General features: G+C 68.8%; 16 protein-coding genes. 10 read left to right on the forward strand and 6 right to left on the reverse strand.

The genetic code is table 11. The features are described from left to right. Positions 1 to 161 precede the first annotated feature (161 nt). The 4 genes from ACZ4LX_RS35580 (at position 162) to ACZ4LX_RS35595 (ending at position 2,717) form a co-directional block, all read left to right on the forward strand. Complete coding sequence (locus ACZ4LX_RS35580; protein WP_467651139.1) at positions 162 to 1,040, forward strand: helix-turn-helix domain-containing protein; 879 nt, start codon at positions 162 to 164, stop codon at positions 1,038 to 1,040. Next, positions 1,037 to 1,246: a DUF397 domain-containing protein gene (locus tag ACZ4LX_RS35585; RefSeq protein WP_467651138.1), complete on the forward strand. Its 210-nt coding sequence runs from the start codon at positions 1,037 to 1,039 to the stop codon at positions 1,244 to 1,246. Before ACZ4LX_RS35580 ends, ACZ4LX_RS35585 begins: the two co-directional genes overlap by 4 nt. Positions 1,247 to 1,513: 267 nt before the next feature. Beyond that, positions 1,514 to 2,041: a SigE family RNA polymerase sigma factor gene (locus ACZ4LX_RS35590; protein ID WP_467651137.1), complete on the forward strand. Its 528-nt coding sequence runs from the start codon at positions 1,514 to 1,516 to the stop codon at positions 2,039 to 2,041. Further along, positions 2,034 to 2,717 carry a hypothetical protein gene (locus ACZ4LX_RS35595; RefSeq protein ID WP_467651136.1) on the forward strand — a complete coding sequence of 228 codons (684 nt, stop codon included), beginning with the start codon at positions 2,034 to 2,036 and terminating at the stop codon, positions 2,715 to 2,717. The genes ACZ4LX_RS35590 and ACZ4LX_RS35595 overlap by 8 nt, the downstream gene beginning before the upstream one ends. A gap of 345 nt (positions 2,718 to 3,062) precedes the next feature. On the opposite strand, the gene ACZ4LX_RS35600 is transcribed toward ACZ4LX_RS35595, so the two are convergent. From ACZ4LX_RS35600 to ACZ4LX_RS35620, 5 genes are all read right to left on the reverse strand, one after another. After that, positions 3,063 to 4,163 (reverse strand): ABC transporter ATP-binding protein, encoded by a 1,101-nt coding sequence (locus ACZ4LX_RS35600; RefSeq protein WP_467651135.1) that lies wholly within the window; start codon positions 4,161 to 4,163, stop codon positions 3,063 to 3,065. A 26-nt stretch (positions 4,164 to 4,189) separates the two neighbouring features. After that, positions 4,190 to 5,155, reverse strand: a complete 966-nt coding sequence (locus ACZ4LX_RS35605; protein ID WP_467651142.1) for an ABC transporter ATP-binding protein — start codon at positions 5,153 to 5,155, stop codon at positions 4,190 to 4,192. Positions 5,156 to 5,226: 71 nt separating this feature from the next. Then, a complete protein-coding gene (locus tag ACZ4LX_RS35610) occupies positions 5,227 to 6,207 on the reverse strand; it encodes an ABC transporter permease (RefSeq protein WP_406092965.1) in 981 nt (326 codons plus the stop codon). A gap of 86 nt (positions 6,208 to 6,293) precedes the next feature. Beyond that, positions 6,294 to 8,078 carry an ABC transporter substrate-binding protein gene (locus ACZ4LX_RS35615; RefSeq protein WP_467651134.1) on the reverse strand — a complete coding sequence of 595 codons (1,785 nt, stop codon included), beginning with the start codon at positions 8,076 to 8,078 and terminating at the stop codon, positions 6,294 to 6,296. Between the two features lie 83 nt (positions 8,079 to 8,161). Continuing rightward, entirely contained in the window at positions 8,162 to 9,190 is a 1,029-nt protein-coding gene (locus tag ACZ4LX_RS35620; RefSeq protein ID WP_467651133.1) for an ABC transporter permease, read from the reverse strand. 506 nt (positions 9,191 to 9,696) lie between these two features. Between ACZ4LX_RS35620 and ACZ4LX_RS35625 the strand changes: the two genes are divergently transcribed. The 6 genes from ACZ4LX_RS35625 to ACZ4LX_RS35650 all read left to right on the forward strand — a co-directional run bounded on the left by ACZ4LX_RS35625 (position 9,697) and on the right by ACZ4LX_RS35650 (position 16,927). After that, on the forward strand, positions 9,697 to 11,325 hold the full coding sequence (locus tag ACZ4LX_RS35625; RefSeq protein WP_467651132.1) for a peptide ABC transporter substrate-binding protein: 1,629 nt from the start codon (positions 9,697 to 9,699) through the stop codon (positions 11,323 to 11,325). A 106-nt stretch (positions 11,326 to 11,431) separates the two neighbouring features. After that, positions 11,432 to 12,355: an ABC transporter permease gene (locus tag ACZ4LX_RS35630; protein ID WP_467651131.1), complete on the forward strand. Its 924-nt coding sequence runs from the start codon at positions 11,432 to 11,434 to the stop codon at positions 12,353 to 12,355. Then, positions 12,348 to 13,322: an ABC transporter permease gene (locus tag ACZ4LX_RS35635; RefSeq protein WP_467651130.1), complete on the forward strand. Its 975-nt coding sequence runs from the start codon at positions 12,348 to 12,350 to the stop codon at positions 13,320 to 13,322. Before ACZ4LX_RS35630 ends, ACZ4LX_RS35635 begins: the two co-directional genes overlap by 8 nt. Positions 13,323 to 13,335: 13 nt before the next feature. Next, positions 13,336 to 14,313 (forward strand): ABC transporter ATP-binding protein, encoded by a 978-nt coding sequence (locus ACZ4LX_RS35640; RefSeq protein WP_467651129.1) that lies wholly within the window; start codon positions 13,336 to 13,338, stop codon positions 14,311 to 14,313. After that, entirely contained in the window at positions 14,303 to 15,658 is a 1,356-nt protein-coding gene (locus ACZ4LX_RS35645) for an ABC transporter ATP-binding protein (RefSeq protein WP_467651128.1), read from the forward strand. The genes ACZ4LX_RS35640 and ACZ4LX_RS35645 overlap by 11 nt, the downstream gene beginning before the upstream one ends. Positions 15,659 to 15,877: 219 nt before the next feature. Then, positions 15,878 to 16,927: a hypothetical protein gene (locus ACZ4LX_RS35650; protein ID WP_467651127.1), complete on the forward strand. Its 1,050-nt coding sequence runs from the start codon at positions 15,878 to 15,880 to the stop codon at positions 16,925 to 16,927. A gap of 73 nt (positions 16,928 to 17,000) precedes the next feature. Here the strand turns inward: ACZ4LX_RS35650 and ACZ4LX_RS35655 are convergent, their stop codons facing one another. Continuing rightward, positions 17,001 to 19,127, reverse strand: coding sequence for a S9 family peptidase (locus tag ACZ4LX_RS35655; protein ID WP_467651126.1), 2,127 nt, complete (start codon positions 19,125 to 19,127; stop codon positions 17,001 to 17,003). Positions 19,128 to 19,238: the final 111 nt, after the last annotated feature.

Genomic DNA, 19,238 nt, shown 5'->3' on the forward strand with positions numbered 1-19,238 from the left:
CACTCAGCGTGGCCGGGTCTGCGTACGGTGCCCAGTGACATGGCTCTTGCGTACGGTGATTGTCCCGGGCTTGTCCTGTGCTGTCCCGGCTGTCCTGAGTGACGTGTGGGGAACGGGGGCGGTTGAGGAAGAACGGCACGGGCGTCGGAAGTGGGGCACGGATGAGTGTGGACGGGGTCGGTACGGAGCAGGTCGGCGGCGGGGCGGACGAGCCCGGTTGGGACGTCGATCCGGATGACGAGTCGGGTGTTGCGGTGGTCGCCGCCGTGGGGCGCCAGATCAGGGCCTGGCGGGAGGCGGCCGGGATGCGGGCCGGCGAGTTCGGGGCCGCGATCGGGTACGGGGAGGACCTGGTCCGCAAGGTGGAGGGCGGGCGGCGGATCCCCCGGCCGGAGTTCCTGGACAAGTCCGACGACGTGCTGGGCGCGGGCGGCAAGATCGCTGCGATGAAGCGGGATGTGGCGGCGGTCCGGTACCCGAAGAAGGTACGGGACTTGGCGGGCGTGGAGGCCAAGGCGGTTGAGCTTGCGGCCTATGTTGCGCACGGGCTGCATGGACTGTTGCAGACCCCGGGGCATGCGCGGGCCCTGTTCGAGGCCCGGCAGCCTCCCTACTCGCAGGACGAGGTGGAACGGATGGTTGCCGCGCGCATGGGTCGGCAGTCGATTTACGAGCGGTTGCCTGCACCGGCACTCAGCTTCGTTCAGGAGGAGTCGGCACTCAGGCGCCCCATCGGAGGAACGGCGGAGTGGCGTCGGCAGCTTGAACGGTTGCTGGAAATCGGGCGGTTGCGCAATGTGACCCTTCAGGTGATGCCCACGCATCGCGAAGCGCATCCTGGAATGGACGGGGACATCGACATCCTGAAGTTCAACGACGGTACAGCGGTGGGTCGGTCGCACGGGGCATTCAACGGTCGTCGGGTGACCGACGCCAAGCAACTCCGTATCCTCGAACTGCGTTATGGCACCATCCGGGCCGAGGCTCTCACGCCCCGGGAGACTCTGGCCCTCATTGAGCAAGCGCTGGGAGAGACATGATCCGAATGACCTCCGCACCGGGCGATTCCGAGCTCGCCTGGTTCAAGAGCAGCTATAGCAGCAACGGCAACGAAGGCGATTGCGTCGAGGTCGCGGCATCCTTCGACGCGGTGCACGTGCGCGACTCGAAGGACCCGTCCGGGCGGCAGCTTGCCTTCGGTGAGGAGGCCTGGGCGGACTTCGCGTCCAGCGCGGCGCGTAGCTGACCCTTCCTCCGCGCACGGAAAGGCGCCCGGAACCGATCGGTTCCGGGCGCCTTTCCGTCTGCCGCTACGGCGGCGGAGCGGGGCCGTCGGTGTCTGGCCGCAGACGGGACGCCGGACGCGGCCGCACCCCCCGGCCGGTCACCGGGCGGGGCCGGTCACGGGACGGGGCCCGTACCGGAAGTCGTCCGTAACATCTGCCGCCGCCCGGACGTGTATGGGGCAGAGGCAGTTCTCGGGCATGGGCACGTGAGGAGACGGACGGGGGCCATGACGGCAGATTTCGAGGATTCCGAGGCGTTCGACGCGTTCTACGCGGCGACCGCCAAACGCCTGGTCGCCACGGTGTACGCGGTGACGGGGGACCTGGGGGAGGCGGAGGACGCCGTCCAGGAGGCGTATGTGCGGGCCTGGCAGCGGTGGGACAAGGTGTCCGGGGCCGGTGATCCGCTGCCGTGGGTGCGGACGGTGGCGGTACGGCTGGCGATCAGTACGTGGCGCCGGACGCGGGGCCGGCTGCGGGCGCATTTCCGGCACGGGGCGCCCGCCGACGTGCCGGGCCTCTCGGAGGACCGGGTGGCGCTGGTCGGTGCGCTGGGGGAGCTGACCATGGAGCAGCGCCGGGTGGTGGTCCTGCACCACATGCTCGGTCTCCCCGTGGAGGAAGTGGCCCGCGAGACGGGAGCGTCCAGCGGTGCGGTGCGGACCCGGCTCCACCGGGCCCGCAGAACCCTCGGCGAGCGGCTCGCCGACACACCGGTCGTCACGGAGCGGAAGGGGAGTGTGCGTCATGGCTGAGGTCGAGGACCTGCTTGAGGGCGTTGCCGTGCGGCTGTCGGCGGCGGAGGAGATCCGCGCGAAGGGGCAGCGGAGGCGGACCCGCAGCCGCGCGATGCGCGTGGGAGCGGTGGGGGCGGCCGTCCTGGTGGCGGCCGGTGCGTGGGTGTTGCTTCCGTCGGACGGCCGGGGGACCCGGCAGACGGTCGCCACCACGACGGCCAACCCCTTCCGGGCCGACGGGGTGATCCAGACGCCCCCGGCCGACGAACTGCCCGGGTACGCGCGGTGGCACTGGAAGGAGAGCACGAGCCTGCCGGCGGGTGCCGGACCGCAGAGCGGCCCGCTGCCCCAAGTGGGCCTGGACGAGGCCTGCCCCGGTTCGTTCGTCATGACGGACGAACCGGATCAGAAGCGGTACGCCCAGCTGTACACGGGCCGCGACCACGCCCTGGCCCAGTACCGGGTCATCGAGTACGACGACTCCGCGACCGCACGGGCCCAGGTGGCGGAGCTGCGGCAGAAGACGACGGAGTGCGGCCTGCGCACCGCGGCGCCGACGGCACGGGAGGCGGAGGAGGGCAGCCAGGCCTGGTCCGGAACGGTGCGGGACGGCCGCACGATGCGGGTCACCGTCCGGCGCTGGAACTCCTGGGTGTCGGTGGCCGAGGTGATGGACGGGACGCCCGCCGGCTGACCGGACGACGGCCTCGTCGTCGCGGTCCGCGGCGACGGCCTCGTCATAGCGGTCCGCCATCCGCCGCCCGCGCAGCAGAAGCAGAAGCGGAAGCAGAAGCGGAAGCAGAAGCGGAAGCGGAAGCAGAAGCGGAAGCGGAAGCGGAGGCGGAAGCAGAAGCAGAAGCGGAAGGCGCCTCGGAACCGGTCGGTTCCGAGGCGCCTCTTCCGTGTACCCGGAACCGGGCTCGCAGGTGGCTCGGGTCAATGGGCCGACGTGCTCGGTTCCTGGGCCGGGGAGTCGAACGGGGGAGGGACCGGTCGGGTCCCGCCTCCGTTCGACTTCCCGGGGCCGAGGAGAGGGGTGTCAGCCTCGGGCCTTGCGGTCTTGAGGGGCTTCCTCGGCGGGCTTCTTGCCGGAATCCGCCGCCGGAGCCTGCTTGCGTGCCTGCGGGACGGTGGCCAGGGACTGTGAGTCCTCCGGGTAGTGGCAGGCCGTCAGATGGCCGTCCCGGCTGCCGCCCACCTGGACCAGCGGCGGCGTCTCGCTCGCGCACTTGTCCGTCGCCTTCCAGCAGCGGGTGCGGAAGCGGCAGCCCGAGGGCGGATTGACCGGGGACGGGACATCGCCGGTGAGACGGATGCGCTCACGGGCCGGTACGTCGTCCGCGGTGGCCTCGGGCACGGCGGAGAGCAGCGCCTTGGTGTACGGGTGGCGCGGATTGCCGTACAGGTCCTCGCGGTCGGCGATCTCCACGATCCGGCCGAGGTACATGACGGCCACGCGCTGGGAGAAGTGCCGCACGATGGCCAGGTCGTGGGCGATGAACAGGAACGCGATGCCCAGTTCCTTCTGGAGCTTCTGCAGCAGGTTCACCACCTGCGCCTGGATCGACACGTCCAGGGCCGAGACCGGCTCGTCGGCCACGATCAGCTTCGGCTCCAGGGCGAGCGCGCGGGCCACCCCGATGCGCTGGCGCTGACCGCCGGAGAACTCGTGCGGGAAGCGGTTGAAGTGCTCCGGGTTGAGGCCGACGGTCTCCAGCAGCTCCCGTACCCGCGCTTCCCGGCCGCCCGCCGGGTTGATGCCGTTGATCTCCATGGGCGCGGCGACGATCTTGCCCACGGTCTGGCGCGGGTTCAGCGAGGCGTACGGGTCCTGGAAGATCATCTGGATCTCGGAGCGGATCGGCGCCAGCTCCTTGCGCGAGGCATGGCTGATGTCCTGCCCGCGGTAGGCGATCCGGCCGGCGGTCGGTTCCAGGAGCCGGGTGATCAGCCGGCCCGTCGTCGACTTGCCGCAGCCGGACTCGCCGACCAGGCCGAGGCTCTCGCCCGCCCCGACCGTGAAGTCCAGTCCGTCCACGGCCTGGACCGCTCCGACCGTCCGCCGGATCGGGAAGCCGCCCTTGATCGGGAAGTGCTTGGTGAGTCCGGAGACGTCCAGGAGGGGATCGGTGCTGCTCATGGTAGGGAAGTCCCGTCTCTTGTACGTCAGTTGGGCCGGGTGCCGGCGAAGTCGGAGAAGAATTCGGTGCGCTGCTCCGGTGTCAGGTGGCAGGCAGCCCCGCGACCGGACACCAGGTCCAGCGGCGGCTGCTGGGTCGAGCAGCGGTTGCCGTCGACCTGCTCGGTGAACGAGCATCGCGGGTGGAACCGGCAGCCGGTCGGCGGATTGAGGAGGCTCGGCGGGGTACCGGGGATCGGTGACAGGGGCACGTCCACCGGCCCTTCGAGCGTGGGCATCGAGCCCAGCAGGCCCCAGGTGTACGGGTGCTGGGGCGCCCGCAGCACCTCCTTCTTCGTACCGCGCTCCACGCAGCGTCCGCCGTACATCACCAGCACGTCGTCCGCGATGTCGGCGATGACGCCGAGGTCGTGGGTGATGAAGATGATCGCGGTGCCGAACTCCTGCTGGAGGTCCTTGAGCAGGTCCATGATCTGGGCCTGCACGGTGACGTCCAGAGCCGTCGTCGGCTCGTCCGCGACGAGCAGCGCGGGGTTGCAGACCAGAGACATCGCGATCATCGCGCGCTGGCGCATACCGCCGGAGAACTGGTGCGGGTAGTCGTCCACCCGCAGATCGGGCTGCGGGATGCCCACCTTGGTGAGCATCTCCACGGCCCGCGCCCGGGACTCCCGCTTGGAGGCCCCGGTGTGCTTGCGGTAGGTCTCACCGATCTGCTTGCCGACGGTGTGGTACGGCGACAGGGAGGCCAGCGCGTCCTGGAAGACCATGGCCATCTTGTTGCCGCGCAGCCGTTCCAGTTCCCGTTCCGACGCGGCGAGGAGGTCCTGCCCGTCGAGCAGGATCTCGCCCTCGATCTCGGTGTGCTCGGGGTGGTGCAGGCCGAGGATGGCCAGGTTGGTCACGGACTTGCCGGAGCCGGACTCGCCGACGATGCCGAGGGTCCTGCCTCGCTCGACGTCGAAGGACAGTCCGTCGACGGCCTTGACCATGCCGTCGGCGGTGGAGAAGTGCACGCGCAGATCGCGTACGGAGAGGAAGGGGGTGCTCACTGGATCTCTCCCTAGGCGAGGCGGACGCGTGGGTCGATGAGGGCGTAGACCGCGTCGACGATGATGTTGAAGACGACGATCGCCGCCGCCGCGACCAGGACGACACCGAGGATCAGCGGAAGGTCGTTGTCGTTGACGGCCTTGATCGAGAGGGCGCCGATGCCGTGCAGGCCGAAGACCTTCTCGGTGATGATCGCGCCACCGAGCAGCACGCCGATGTCGAGACCGAAGATCGTGACGATGGGGCCCATCGCACCGCGCCACGCGAACCGGAAGAACACCGTGCGCCGGGACAGGCCCTTGGCGCGGGCGGTGCGCACGTAGTCCTCGCTCAGTGTCTCGACGAGCTGGGAGCGGGCCATACGCGTGTAGTTGGCGGTGAAGATGAGTGCCAGTACCAGCCAGGGCAGCAGCAGCCCGTTGAACCAGGCCACCGGGTCCTCGGTGAAGGGGACGTCCTTGGGACGGCTCAGGATGTGCCACTGGTCCGTCAGGTAGTACATGGCGACCACGCCGACGATGTAGATCTGCATCGAGGAGAAGATCAGCGAAGCCGAGGAAGCGACCTTGTCCAGCAGCTTGCCCTGCTTCACCGCCGCCAGCATGCCGGTGCCCACACCGAAGATCACGAAGACGATCGCGCTGCCGACCGAGAGGGAGAGCGTCGTCGGGAAGCGGTCCAGGATGGTGCCGAGGACCGGCTCGCGGTTGTGGAACGAGTAGCCCAGGCACGGCGCGGGGCAGTGGCCGAACGAGGTGTAGTCACGTCCGACGAACACGCCCTGGAGCCAGTGCCAGTACTGCACGGGCAGCGGGTCGGCGATGCCGAGGTTGCGCTTGACCAGCGCCAGCGTTTCCGGCGTGCACACCTTGCCGCAGGCCACACGAGCGGGGTCGCGGGGTGCGACATAGAAGAGGACGAAGGTGATGGCACTGATGATCAGCAGGATGACCAGTGCGCCGATTGCCCGGCGGATGAGGAAGCGGAACATGGCGATGGATTTCCCTGGCAGACGCCGACGAGGGGGAGGGGAGCGGGCGGGGCGCCGCAAGGGCGCCCCGCCTCGGTAGTGTCGGCTCAGGCCTTCACGAACAGCTTGTAGATCACGGCCGAGGAGTACTGCGGGTCGAACATCGCCCCGCCGACCTTCGAGCCGTGCAGGTAGAAGCGGCGCTGGTACGTCTCGGGGATGATCGGCGCCTCCTCCGTCATGATCCGCTTGTCGAGCGCGGCCCACTGCTTGCCGGCCTCGGCCGGGTCGGCGATGACGACGTTCTTCTTGATCGCGGCGTTGACCCAGTCGACGTTCAGCTGCGAGATGTTGTTGGCGCCGTTGGCGATGGTGCCGCCGTCGAGCAGCGGCTGCACCAGGGTGTAGCCGGTCGGCCAGTCCGGGGACCAGCCGAACCACATCACGTCGAACTTGTTGTCGATCTGCTGGATCTGGTCGTAGTAGCTGGAGGAGTCCAGCTGCTTGATGACCGGTTCGAAGCCGGCCGCCTTGAGGGCGTTCTCGATGACGACCTTGGTCTTGTCGTAGACGTTGCTCTGCGGGAAGGCGTAGACGATCTTCTGGCCCTCCTTGCCCGCTTCCTTCAGCAGCTGCTTCGCCTTCTCCGGGTCGCCCTGCGGCTTCTTCAGCTTGCCGTAGACGTCGTCCTTGGCGTAGCCCATGATGTCGGGGCTCAGGATGGACGTGGCGTAGTCACCGGCCGACGGACCACCGTAGATCTTGCGGATCTGCTCCAGCGGCCAGGCGTGGATGAGCGCCTGGCGCACCTTCAGGTCGGTGATGCGCTTGGTGTTGATGGCGTAGTAGTAGATGCCGGTGAGCAGACCGTTGAAGGTGCGCTTCTTCAGATCGGGGTCGGTGAGGACCTTCTGGATCCGCTCGGCGGGGACGCCGCTGTACGCCATGTAGGCGTACTGGTCGTCGCCGGAGTCGGCGATCATGCGGTCGGCCGCCTGGAGCGACTCCGGCCCGAACTCGAAGGCGAAGGTGTCCGGGTAGGCGTTACGGATCGAGTCCGTGTTCGGGTCCCAGTGCTCGTTGCGCACCAGCGTCATCGACTTGTCGATGGAGTGCGACTTGATGCGGTACGGGCCGGCCGAGACCGGGTCCTTGTCGTACTTGTCCTTGCTGTCGCCCTTGACCGGGACGGCGCCGTAGGACGTCATCGCCAGGGTGAAGTTGAAGTCCGGGCGGGACTCGACGAGCTTGAAGGTGATGGTCTTCGCCGCGGCGTCCGTCACGACGGACTCAAGGTGCTTGCCGCTGAACGGGCCCTTGTACTTGGACCGGAAGTCGGTCGAGCCGGTCAGCGCCTGCTGGGCGTAGCCGGCGCCCTCGGTGGTGAAGCTGGCGAAGCCGCGCTCGATGCCGTGGCGCACGTCCTCGACGGTGAGCTCCTTGCCGTCCTCCCACTTGAGGCCGTCCTTGAGCGTGAACGCCCAGGTCTTGCCGGCGTCGCTCATGGTGCCCGCGTCGGTGGCGAGGTCGCCGACGAGCTTCATCGAGCCGTCCGCGGCGACCTTGTAGCCGGTGAGGCCGCGGATGAGGAGATTCCCGATCTGCGAGTTCCACGAGTAGTAGATGCGCTGCGGGTCGAGGTGGGAGAAGTCGTCCGGCGATATGCCGCGGATCGTCCCGCCCTTCTTCGCGCCCGCGATCTCGGGAGCCGGCCCCGTCGAGTCGGCCTTGGTGCCGACGACCACCGCGCCGGTGTACTTGTCGGCACCGCCGTGGCCCTTGCTCGCGCTCTTGCCGGTGTTCTTGCTGCCGCTGCTGCAGGCCGAGAGCGCCATCGTGCCGCCGGCCGCGACCGACGTGGCGATGACGAAGTTTCTGCGGGAGAGAGACATGGCTTCCTGCTCTGGTCGAGTGGAGAAACGGTGGATCCGGGTGGGCCCCGTCGCCCGTCCGGGGTACAGCGGTTTCAGCTGGTTCAGCGCTTGGTCTTCGGGTCGAGTGCGTCACGCACCGAGTCGCCGAGGAGGTTGAAGGCGATCACGAAGATCACCATCGTCACGCCGGGGAAGAGCATGAAGGTGATGTCGCTCTGGTAGACGTCCGAACCGCGCTGGATCATCACGCCCCAGTCCGGGGTCGGCGAGGTCAGCCCGACGCCCAGGAAGGCGAGGCCTGCCTCCGCCGTGACGTACGCGGGCAGCGCGAGCGTGGCCTGGATGAGGATCGGCGTCCAGAGGTTGGGCAGCAGTTCCTTGAAGATGATCCGCGCCGGGGACGCGCCGGTGACCCTGGCGGCCTCGATGAACTCGCGCTCGCGCAGGGCCAGTACCTCGCCGCGCAGCAGGCGGGCGATGGACGCCCAGCCGAAGGCGGTCATGACCGAGATGAGGGTGACGACGGTCAGCCAGACCGGTGTGTTCTCCTCCGGGTCGACCAGGATCGAGATCAGCACGGGCCAGAAGGCGATGAAGAACAGCGTGGAGGGGAAGGCCAGCAGGATGTCGATGACCCGGCCGACCAGGTAGTCCGTCTTCCCTCCGAGGTACCCCGCCGTGACACCGACGGCGATGCCGATCACGGTGATCAGCAGCGTGGTGGCCGCGGCGATGAGCAGGGAGTTGCGCATGCCGTAGAGGAGGAAGGTGAAGACGTCGCGGCCGAGACCGGGCTCGATGCCGAACCAGAAGTCGCCGCTGATTCCGCCGTTGGGAAGAACCGGTGAGCCGAAGTCGTCCAGCAGACTGGTGTCGTTCTGGCCGTACGTCGTGTACGGATCCTTCCCGTACAGCTTGGCGATCAGTGGTGCGGCGATCGCCACCACGAAGAAGAAAATGACTACATAGGCAGAAATAACGCCTGTACGGTCGCGCTTGAAGCGGCGCCAGGCCAGCTTCCCCGGTGACCGGCCGTCACCTCCCTTGGGTGCCGCGGGATCCGGCACCGGAGGTGTCGTCGGATCGGCAGTCTCAAGGGTGGCTGCTGCGTTCGAGGTTGGAATCGTCATGGTGCTCCTGGCCCGGAGGGTCGAAGGACTCCGCAGGGCACACCTACGGGCTACCCGGACTTTTTCAACGCAATTCATGCAGGGTCAATGAATGTCGGGCCGCCTTGAGGCGCTCTTTGGAAGCTTGACCGATCCATGACCTTGGCGTGGTCATGCCTTTACCTTTGGTTTACCTTAAGTAAATCAAATTTCAGGTCAAATCACCTCTGTTCCGGCATTGAGTCCGATATCCGGGCGTGACTGTCTCGGAATTCGTACATCCGGGTACGGCCGTGCGATTCGATGCCCGTTCGTTGTTCTGCCGTTACCGCTTCGCCGCTCGTCAGGCCGGGTCGGGCGCCGCCTGTGCGTGTCGTGCCCTCGTCAAATTCTCGCAGCGTGGCGCCCCGGGCGTCGACACCCGGAGGGACGTGTCCTGCTCGAATGGCGGGAGTAAATGTGCACAAGCTCCGCTATGCAGTGATATTTGACCTCACGTAAGACGGAGCACTACGAGGAGGCACTCCATGCGCGGAGCCACACAGGTCAAGTGGGCCGCATGCGCGGTGGCCGTCGCCCTGGCGGCGACGGCCTGCGGCGGAGGGGACAGTGGCGGTGGTGGCGGCGCCAATGGGATCGTGAGCTCCTCCTGGGGTGACCCGCAGAACCCGCTGGAGCCCGCCAACACCAACGAGGTGCAGGGCGGCAAGGTCCTCGACATGATCTTCCGGGGTCTGAAGAAGTACGACCCGAAGACCGGCGAGGCGACGAACATGCTCGCCGACAAGATCGAGACCAAGGACAACCAGAACTTCACGATCACGGTGAAGGACGGCTGGACCTTCAGCAACGGCGAGAAGATCACCGCCAAGTCGTTCGTGGACGCGTGGAACTACGGCGCCCTGTTGAAGAACAACCAGAAGAACGCCTACTTCTTCGGATACATCGACGGATACGACAAGGTCCACCCCGAGACCGGCACGGCGAGCGCCACCACGCTCTCCGGCCTCAAACAGGTCAACGACATGACCTTCTCGGTCAAGCTGACGCAGAAGTTCTCGCTGTGGCCCGACACCCTCGGCTACCCCGCCTTCTCGCCGCTGCCCAAGGCCTTCTTCACCGACCACGCCGCCTGGGTGTCCAAGCCGATCGGCAACGGCCCGTACACCATCGACAAGTACGCCAAGGGCTCGTCGATGAACCTGCGCAAGTGGGACGACTACCCCGGGGACGACAAGGCGCAGAACGGCGGGATCGACCTCAAGGTCTACACCGACAACAACACCGCCTACACCGACCTGACGGCCGGCAACCTCGACCTCGTCGACGACGTGCCCGCCTCCCAGCTCAAGAACGTCAAGGCGGACCTCGGCGACCGCTACATCAACACCCCGGCCGGCATCATCCAGACCCTCGCGTTCCCCTTCTACGACGCGCAGTGGAACACCCCCGGCGCGATCAAGGTCCGCCAGGGCCTCTCCATGGCGATCAACCGCCCGCAGATCACCGACCAGATCTTCCAGAAGACCCGCACCCCGGCATCCGACTGGACCTCCCCGGTCCTCGGTGAGGACGGCGGCTTCAAGAAGGGGCTCTGCGGCAAGGAGTGCACGTACGACGCCGCCGAGGCCAAGAAGATGATCCAGGACGGCGGCGGGGTCCCCGGCGGCCAGCTCAAGATCTCGTACAACGCGGACACCGGCTCCCACAAGGAATGGGTCGACGCCGTCTGCAACAGCATCAACAAGGTCATGGGCAACAACAAGGCGTGCGTGGGCGCCCCGGTCGGCACCTTCGCCGACTTCCGCAGCCAGGTCTCCCAGCAGAAGCTGCACGGCGCCTGGCGCGCGGGCTGGCAGATGGACTACCCGCTGATCCAGAACTTCCTGCAGCCCGTCTACTACACCAACGCCTCGTCCAACGACGGCAAGTGGAACAACAAGCAGTTCGACGACCTCGTCAACAAGGCGAACGCCGAGTCGGACAAGGCCAAGGCCGTCTCCACCTTCCAGGACGCCGAGAAGGTCATGGTCCAGCAGATGCCCGTCATCCCGCTCTGGTACCAGAACGGCAGCGCCGGCTACTCGGACAGCGTCACCAACGTCTCGCTGAACCAGTTCAGCGTCCCGGTGTACGAGCAGATCAAGGTCAAGTAGGCGGCCGAGGCCGGGTGACCGGTGCGCTCCCCGCACCGGTCACCCGGCTTCCCCGTCCCCGGCCCCCGACGACACCTCAGCCACCCCGCGACCCCCGGAGCCCTTCATGGGACGTTATGTGATCCGGCGGCTGCTGCAGATGATCCCGGTCTTCTTCGGCACCACGCTGTTGATCTTCCTCATGGTGAACGTGATGGGCGACCCCATCGCGGGTCTCTGCGGCGACCGCCAGTGCGACCCGGCGACCGCCGCCCAGCTCCGTTCGGAATTCGGCCTCGACAAGCCGGTCTGGCAGCAATACCTCACCTACATGGGCAATGTCTTCACCGGGGACTTCGGCACCGCGTTCAACGGGCAGAAGGTCACCGAGCTGATGGCCACGGCGTTCCCCATCACCATCCGCCTGACCATCGTGGCGATCGTCTTCGAGATCGTCATCGGCATCAGCCTCGGTGTCGTCACCGGCCTGCGCCGAGGCCGCCCCGTCGACACCACCGTGCTGATCCTGACCCTGGTCGTCATCTCCATCCCGACCTTCGTCACCGGTCTGCTCCTCCAGCTCCTCCTCGGCGTCCAGTGGGGCATCATCAAACCCTCCGTCTCCAGCGAGGCCCCGCTCAACGAACTGCTCATCCCCGGGCTCGTCGTCGCCTCCGTCTCGCTGGCCTACGTCACCCGCCTCACCCGCACCTCGATCGCCGAGAACGCCCGCGCCGACTACGTGCGCACGGCGACCGCCAAGGGCCTGCCCCGACGCCGCGTGATCGTCCGCCACCTGCTGCGCAACTCGCTGATCCCCGTCGTCACCTTCATCGGTACGGACGTGGGCGCCCTGATGGGCGGGGCGATCGTCACGGAGCGGATCTTCAACATCCACGGCGTCGGCTACCAGCTCTACCAGGGCATCCTGCGCCAGAACTCGCAGACCGTCGTCGGCTTCGTCACCGTCCTGGTCCTCGTCTTCCTGGCGGCGAACCTGATTGTCGACCTGCTGTACGCCGTACTCGACCCGAGGATCCGCTATGCCTGAGCAGACACCGGACGAGGCGATCTCGTCGGCCGGAGCCGGCGGAACGATGGACCTCGCCTTCGACGAGGGCGACAGCCTCGAAAAGACCCCCAGCGGCCCCGAGGGAACGGGCCCCGGCACCAAACCGCAGAGTCTGTGGACCGACGCCTGGCACGACCTGCGCCGCAACCCCGTCTTCATCATCTCCGCGCTGATCATCCTGTTCCTGGTGATCATCTCGATCTGGCCGCAGCTCATCGCCTCCGGCGACCCGCTCGACTGCGACCTCGGCAAGGCCCAGCAGGGCTCCCAGCCCGGCCACCCCTTCGGGTACGACGGCCAGGGCTGCGACGTCTACACCCGGGTCGTGTACGGCGCGCGGAACTCCGTGACCGTCGGCATCTGCTCCACCATCGGCGTCTCCCTGATCGGCTCCGTCCTGGGCGGCCTGGCCGGCTTCTTCGGCGGCTGGTGGGACGCGATCCTCTCCCGCCTCACCGATGTCTTCTTCGGCATCCCGGTCGTCCTCGGCGGTCTGGTCTTCCTCTCCGTGGTGACCAGCTCCACCGTCTGGCCCGTCATCGGATTCATCGTGCTGCTCGGCTGGCCGCAGATCGCCCGCATCGCCCGGGGCTCCGTCATCACCGCCAAGCACAACGACTACGTACAGGCGGCCCGCGCGCTCGGCGCCTCCAACGGGCGGATGATGCTGCGCCACATCGCCCCCAACGCCGTCGCCCCGGTCATCGTCGTCGCGACCATCGCCCTGGGCACGTACATCTCCCTGGAGGCGACGCTGTCGTTCCTCGGCGTCGGCCTCAAGCCACCGGCCGTCTCCTGGGGCATCGACATCTCCGCCGCGTCCCAGTACATCCGCAACGCCCCGCACATGCTGCTCTGGCCCGCCGGAGCGCTGGCGGTCACCGTGCTCGCGTTCATCATGCTCGGCGACGCGGTGCGCGACGCCCTCGACCCCAAGCTGCGCTGAGGAGTCCGCTGCCATGTTGCTCGAAGTGCGCGATCTGCACGTGGAGTTCCACACCCGGGACGGGGTCGCCAAGGCCGTCAACGGGGTCAACTACTCGGTGGCCGAGGGCGAGACGCTCGCCGTGCTCGGCGAGTCCGGCTCCGGCAAGTCGGTCACCGCACAGGCGATCATGGGCATCCTCGACATGCCGCCCGGGAAGATCAGCGGCGGCGAGATCCTCTTCAAGGACCGCGACCTGCTGAAGATGAAGAAGGAGGAGCGCCGGAAGATCCGCGGCCAGGAGATGGCCATGATCTTCCAGGACGCGCTCTCCTCCCTCAACCCCGTGCTCACCGTGGGGGAGCAGCTCGGCGAGATGTTCGTCGTGCACCGCGGACTCTCCCGCAAGGACGCGAAGGCCAAGGCCGTCGAGCTGATGGACCGGGTCCGCATCCCGGCCGCCAAGGAGCGGGTCGGCAACTACCCGCACCAGTTCTCGGGCGGTATGCGCCAGCGCATCATGATCGCGATGGCGCTGGCCCTGGAACCCTCGCTGATCATCGCGGACGAGCCCACCACCGCCCTGGACGTCACCGTCCAGGCGCAGGTGATGGACCTGCTGGCGGAACTCCAGCGCGAGCTCAACATGGGCCTGATCCTGATCACGCACGACCTCGGCGTCGTCGCCGACGTCGCCGACAAGATCGCGGTCATGTACGCGGGCCGGATCGTCGAGACCTCACCCGTCCACGACATCTACCGGGCGCCCGCGCACCCGTACACCAAGGGCCTGCTCCGCTCGATCCCGCGCCTGGACCAGAAGGGCCAGGAGCTGTACGCGATCAAGGGGCTGCCGCCCAACCTGCTGCACATCCCGCCCGGCTGCGCCTTCAACCCGCGCTGCCCGATGGCCCAGGACGTCTGCCGCAAGGACGTGCCGCCGCTGTTCGACGTGGCCGAGCACCGTCAGAGCGCCTGCTACTTCTGGAAGGAGACGCTCGATGCACGCTGACCACTCGGGGCGCAAGGAAGCGCGTGCGGAGGGCCAGGTGGCGCGCGAACTGCTGGCCAAGTCCCGGCAGGAGAGCGCGTACGCGGGCGGCGAGCCCATCCTGGAGGTGCGCGACCTCGTCAAGCACTACCCGCTCACCCAGGGCATCCTGATCAAGAAGCAGATCGGCGCCGTCAAGGCGGTCGACGGGGTCTCCTTCGACCTGGCGGCGGGCGAGACCCTCGGCATCGTGGGGGAGTCCGGCTGCGGCAAGTCGACCGTCGCCCGGATGCTGGTGCACCTGGAACAGCCGACGGCGGGCGCGATCCGGTACAAGGGCGAGGACATCACCAAGCTGTCGGGCCGCGCGCTGAAGGCCGTGCGCCGCAACATCCAGATGGTGTTCCAGGACCCGTACACCTCCCTCAATCCGCGCATGACGGTCGGCGACATCATCGGGGAGCCGTACGAGATCCACCCCGAGGTCGCCCCCAAGGGCGAGCGGCGGCGCAAGGTGCAGGACCTGCTGGACGTCGTCGGCCTCAACCCGGAGTACATCAACCGCTATCCGCACCAGTTCTCCGGCGGCCAGCGCCAGCGCATCGGCATCGCCCGGGGCCTCGCGCTCAACCCCGAGATCATCGTCGCCGACGAACCCGTCTCGGCCCTCGACGTCTCCGTCCAGGCCCAGGTCGTCAACCTGCTGGACCGGCTCCAGGCGGAGTTCAACCTCAGCTACGTGTTCATCGCGCACGACCTCTCCATCGTCCGCCACATCTCCGACCGGGTCGGCGTGATGTACCTGGGCCGGTTCGCGGAGATCGGCACGGACGAGGAGATCTACGACCACCCCACGCACCCGTACACCCAGGCACTGCTCTCCGCCGTGCCGGTGCCGGACCCGATGGCGCGCGAGTACCGCGAGCGGATCATCCTGCACGGCGACGTGCCCTCGCCGGCCAACCCGCCGTCCGGCTGTCCCTTCCGCACCCGCTGCTGGAAGGCGCAGGAGCGGTGCGAGCTGGAGGTCCCGCTGCTGGCGGTGCCCGCGGTCTTCCGGCTGACGGACACCGCCGCCAAGCACGATTCGGCCTGTCACTTCGCGGAGGAGAAGCGCGTGGTGCCCCCGGAGGGGACGCTGGAGCAGGTGGGCGAGGGGGGCGAGGGCGGCGAGGGGGCTGCGGAGCCCGGGACGAAGACGGACACTGACGCGGGTGCGGGCACGGGCACGGAGCCGGATGCGCAGGCCCGCTCGCAGCTCTCTGCGGGGCCTGCGGGCGAGGACACGGGGGCCGCCGGGTCCGCCGGGTCCGCGGGCGAGGACGAGGGGCCGCCCCCGCCGTCGGGCAGCAGCCGGGTCAGCTGAGCCGCCCGTCCGTTAACGCAGGGGCAACTCGGGCGTCTCACGTCCGATATACGGACCCGTCAGCATGGATGTCGTACGGCCGTGCGGGTGCCGTGGACCGGCCGGGAGGACTCACGTCCCTCCGGCCGGTTGCCCGAAGGGAACGCGCCGACGGCCCTCTTGTCGGGAACCCGGGCGCCGTGGAGTATCGCTGGGGTGATACTCACCCGTGGAGCAAGAGTGACCGGCGCCGCTCTCTGCGCGGTGCTCGCCCTGATCGTCGCGAGCTGGCTCGTACGGGACCTCAGGGCCGTGGACGCCGGCCAGTTGTGGCGTTACTGGGCCAACTTCCGGGAAGCGCGCCCGCAGACGATGCCCGCGACCGAACCCCTGGATGCCGCCCTCCTCGTGGTGTACGTCGTCGCCACCGTCGCCGCGCTGCGCTCCTCGGTGGCCGCCACCGCGCTCGTCGCCACAGGAGTGGTCACCCTCGCCGTACGGCTGCCGGGGCTCTGGGGCATCGGCAGCCACCGGACGGAGGACATGTTCTCCGACGACCTGCGCTCACGGGCCCTGATCTGCGCCTTCGTGGCCCTCGCCGCGGGCGTCGCGCTGCTCATCACCGCCGGGGCCGGCCGCCGCCCGCCGGCCGACTCCTACGAACCGTTGCCCTCCCGGCCCGGACGCGGCGCCAGTGTCACCGGGTTCCTGACGCTGGGCGCGGCCGGAGCGGTGCTGATCGCCTGGGAGATCCACCAGGTGATGAAGTACGACGCCTATCGCGACTGGTACGTGGGCGGCGACAGGATCTCGCACGGCTTGACCGACCCGCCGCCGGGCTGGGGCAACGTGGCGCTGGCGCTGCTCTGTCTGGTCGCGGCGGCGAGCGCCCTCTTCCACGCCGTGCACGCGCGGCCGCTCGGTCTGGTGGCTGCCGCACTGCTGCTGCCCGGCGGGGTGCTCGGCCTGGTCTGGGGCGCGCACTACGACCTGTTCGATCAATTCGGTTCGCTGACGACGGAGTTTCAGCTCAACCTTCTGAGCCGGGTCTTCGAGGTGACCGTCGCGCTGGTGGCGCTGATCGCGCTCGCGCCGAGGGGCTTCGCCGACGTCCCCGGCCCGTACGGACCGGGGACGGGGCCCGGCTACGGCCCCCCGGAATTCGGTCCCCCCGGCTATGACCCCACCCCGTACCCGGGGCAGCAGCAGCCGGCCCCGGGGTACGGCTACCCGCAGGGCGGCGGCTACGGGCCGCCTCCGCCGCCCTCCCAGCCGCCGCCGGGCTGGTAGGCGGCCCACCCGGCACACCGGGCCGGGGGGCGGGCCTGCGGGCGCGGCCGGGCGCCGGGCCTGCGGGCGCGGCCTACAGTCCCAACGACCGCTTCAGGAAGTCCACCTGGAGCAGCAGCAGGTTTTCGGCCACCTTCTCCTGCGGGGTCATATGGGTCACGCCGCTCAGCGGCACCACCTCGTGCGGGCGGCCCGCCGCGAGGAGCGCCGAGGAGAGCCGCAGGGTGTGCGCGACCACCACGTTGTCGTCCGCCAGACCGTGGATGATCATCATCGGCCGGACCTGGTCGGCGGCGTGCGACAGCCCCTCGTCGGTGAGCAGTGAGTTGTACGCGTACACCTCCGGCCGGACCGCGGGGTCGCCGAGGTAGCGCTCCGTGTAATGGGTGTCGTACAGCCGCTGGTCGGTCACCGGGGCGCCCACGACCGCCGCGTGGAAGACGTCGGGCCGCCGCAGCACCGCCATACCGGCCAGGAAGCCGCCGTACGACCAGCCCCTGATGCCCACCCGGCCGAGATCCAGCGGGAACTGCTCCGCGAGCGCGTGCAGGGCCTCTACCTGGTCGTCGAGGGTGAGGGTGAGATCGTGTTTGACGGCCTTCTCCCAGCCGGGCGAGCGGCCGGGGGTGCCTCGGCCGTCCGCGACGATCACGGCGAAGCCCTGGTCCGCGAACCACTGAGAGGTGAGATGCGGATTGTGGGCGGCGAGGACGCGGCGGCCGTGCGGTCCGCCGTACGGATCCATCAGAACCGGAAGCGGACCATCCGATTCCTTGTATCCGGTGGGGAGCATCACGGCGCACGGAATCCGCCGTGCGCCCCCTTCGGTGAGCTGTGGCCGGGCGGACAGCACCGGCCGCTCGGCGTGGCTTGCGACGGTGGCGATCCGCTTGCCGTCCCGCAGCACCCGTACCGTCGCCCCGGGCGCGTCGAGCGAGGTGGAGACCATGACGGTCACACCGCCCGACCGGACCGCCGTGTGCACGCCCGCGCCCTCCGAGACCCGCTCCACGCCCAGTTCATTGACCCGGTACACATGGCTCTCGCCGATCTCGGCCTCGGCCGCCCGTTCACCCGCCGACGCCGTGACCAGGATGTCGGACTCCCCGATGTCCAGCACCTGCTGGATCTGCAGCTGGGCCCCGGTCAGTGTCCGGTCGCCCACCGCGAGAACCCGCGCCCCGCCCTCGTCCGCGATCCGTACCAGCCGCCCGTCCGGTGCCCACGCGGGCACCCCGGGGAACAGCTCCAGCCACACCGGGTCCTCGTCCGCGTGCACCGTCCGGGTCGCCCCGGTCTCCGGGTCCACCGCGAGGAAGAGCTGGCTCTGCTGGTCGCGGGCCTGCACCAGCAGCAGCGGCGCCCCGTCTGACGACCAGTGCACCCGCGCCAGATACGGGAACCGGGTCCTGTCCCACACCACTTCGGTACGTTCCCCGGTCAGCCCCACCACGAAGAGCCGCACCTCGGCGTTGGGCGTACCGGCCGCCGGGTAGGCGATCTCGGCGGGCCTGCGGTCCGGGTGCGCGGGATCGGCGATCCACCACCGCCGCACCGGACTGTCGTCCACCCGGGCCACCAGCAGCCGGTCCGATTCCGGTGACCACCAGAAGCCGCGCGAGCGCGCCATCTCCTCGGCCGCGATGAACTCCGCGAGGCCGTAGGAGACATGCTCGTCCTCCGGCTCCGCGAGCGCCCTGTCGTCCTCGCCGTCGGCGCCCACGACGCGCAGCGCACCCGTGGACACATATGCGATGTGTCGTCCGTCCGGGGAGGGGCGCGGATCGATCACCGGGCCCGCTACGGGCAGCGCGCGAGCGGTCCCGGCCCGCAGCTCGGCGACGTACACCTTCCCCGAGAGCGCGAACGCCGCCAACTCGGCCGCCGCGTCGACCGCGTAGCCGACGATCCCCGACGACCCCTCGCGGCTCCGCTCACGACGGGCCCGCTCCTGGGCCGAGAGCCGCTCCGCCGAACCGCCCAGCAACGTCGCTGGATCGGCGGCGACCCGCTCCTGCGGGGCCTCGCCGTCCCTGAGGTCCAGCACCCGGAGCTGCCCCGAGCGGTCGGTGCCCGACCCCGAGCGGAGGAAGATCACCCGCTCACCATCGGGTGAAACCGTGAACGCGCGCGGTGCGCCGAGGGTGAATCGCATGGTCCGGGCCAACTGCAACGGGAAGGTGAGCTCTGACGAAGTCATATGCCGAACCTATCGGCCGGTCCCGCAGTCCGTGCGCCCCTCGTGCTGCCGTGCCCCGATCAATGCCATGCCACGGATAGTTATGATCCGTAGCGCTCGGTGGGTATGTAC

The sequence above is a fragment of the Streptomyces sp. NPDC026062 genome, assembly GCF_055568375.1.

Excerpts from the sequence above, each read along its gene's own strand:
- ACZ4LX_RS35655 (WP_467651126.1), bottom strand. The coding sequence starts at position 19,127 with ATGACTTCGTCAGAGCTCACCTTCCCGTTGCAGTTGGCCCGGACCATG.
- ACZ4LX_RS35620 (WP_467651133.1), bottom strand. The coding sequence starts at position 9,190 with ATGACGATTCCAACCTCGAACGCAGCAGCCACCCTTGAGACTGCCGAT.
- ACZ4LX_RS35640 (WP_467651129.1), top strand. The coding sequence starts at position 13,336 with ATGTTGCTCGAAGTGCGCGATCTGCACGTGGAGTTCCACACCCGGGAC.
- ACZ4LX_RS35595 (WP_467651136.1), top strand. The coding sequence starts at position 2,034 with ATGGCTGAGGTCGAGGACCTGCTTGAGGGCGTTGCCGTGCGGCTGTCG.
- ACZ4LX_RS35590 (WP_467651137.1), top strand. The coding sequence starts at position 1,514 with ATGACGGCAGATTTCGAGGATTCCGAGGCGTTCGACGCGTTCTACGCG.
- ACZ4LX_RS35625 (WP_467651132.1), top strand. The coding sequence starts at position 9,697 with ATGCGCGGAGCCACACAGGTCAAGTGGGCCGCATGCGCGGTGGCCGTC.
- ACZ4LX_RS35630 (WP_467651131.1), top strand. The coding sequence starts at position 11,432 with ATGGGACGTTATGTGATCCGGCGGCTGCTGCAGATGATCCCGGTCTTC.
- ACZ4LX_RS35605 (WP_467651142.1), bottom strand. The coding sequence starts at position 5,155 with ATGGTCAAGGCCGTCGACGGACTGTCCTTCGACGTCGAGCGAGGCAGG.
- ACZ4LX_RS35645 (WP_467651128.1), top strand. The coding sequence starts at position 14,303 with ATGCACGCTGACCACTCGGGGCGCAAGGAAGCGCGTGCGGAGGGCCAG.
- ACZ4LX_RS35585 (WP_467651138.1), top strand. The coding sequence starts at position 1,037 with ATGATCCGAATGACCTCCGCACCGGGCGATTCCGAGCTCGCCTGGTTC.
- ACZ4LX_RS35600 (WP_467651135.1), bottom strand. The coding sequence starts at position 4,163 with ATGAGCAGCACCGATCCCCTCCTGGACGTCTCCGGACTCACCAAGCAC.
- ACZ4LX_RS35635 (WP_467651130.1), top strand. The coding sequence starts at position 12,348 with ATGCCTGAGCAGACACCGGACGAGGCGATCTCGTCGGCCGGAGCCGGC.
- ACZ4LX_RS35610 (WP_406092965.1), bottom strand. The coding sequence starts at position 6,207 with ATGTTCCGCTTCCTCATCCGCCGGGCAATCGGCGCACTGGTCATCCTG.
- ACZ4LX_RS35615 (WP_467651134.1), bottom strand. The coding sequence starts at position 8,078 with ATGTCTCTCTCCCGCAGAAACTTCGTCATCGCCACGTCGGTCGCGGCC.
- ACZ4LX_RS35580 (WP_467651139.1), top strand. The coding sequence starts at position 162 with ATGAGTGTGGACGGGGTCGGTACGGAGCAGGTCGGCGGCGGGGCGGAC.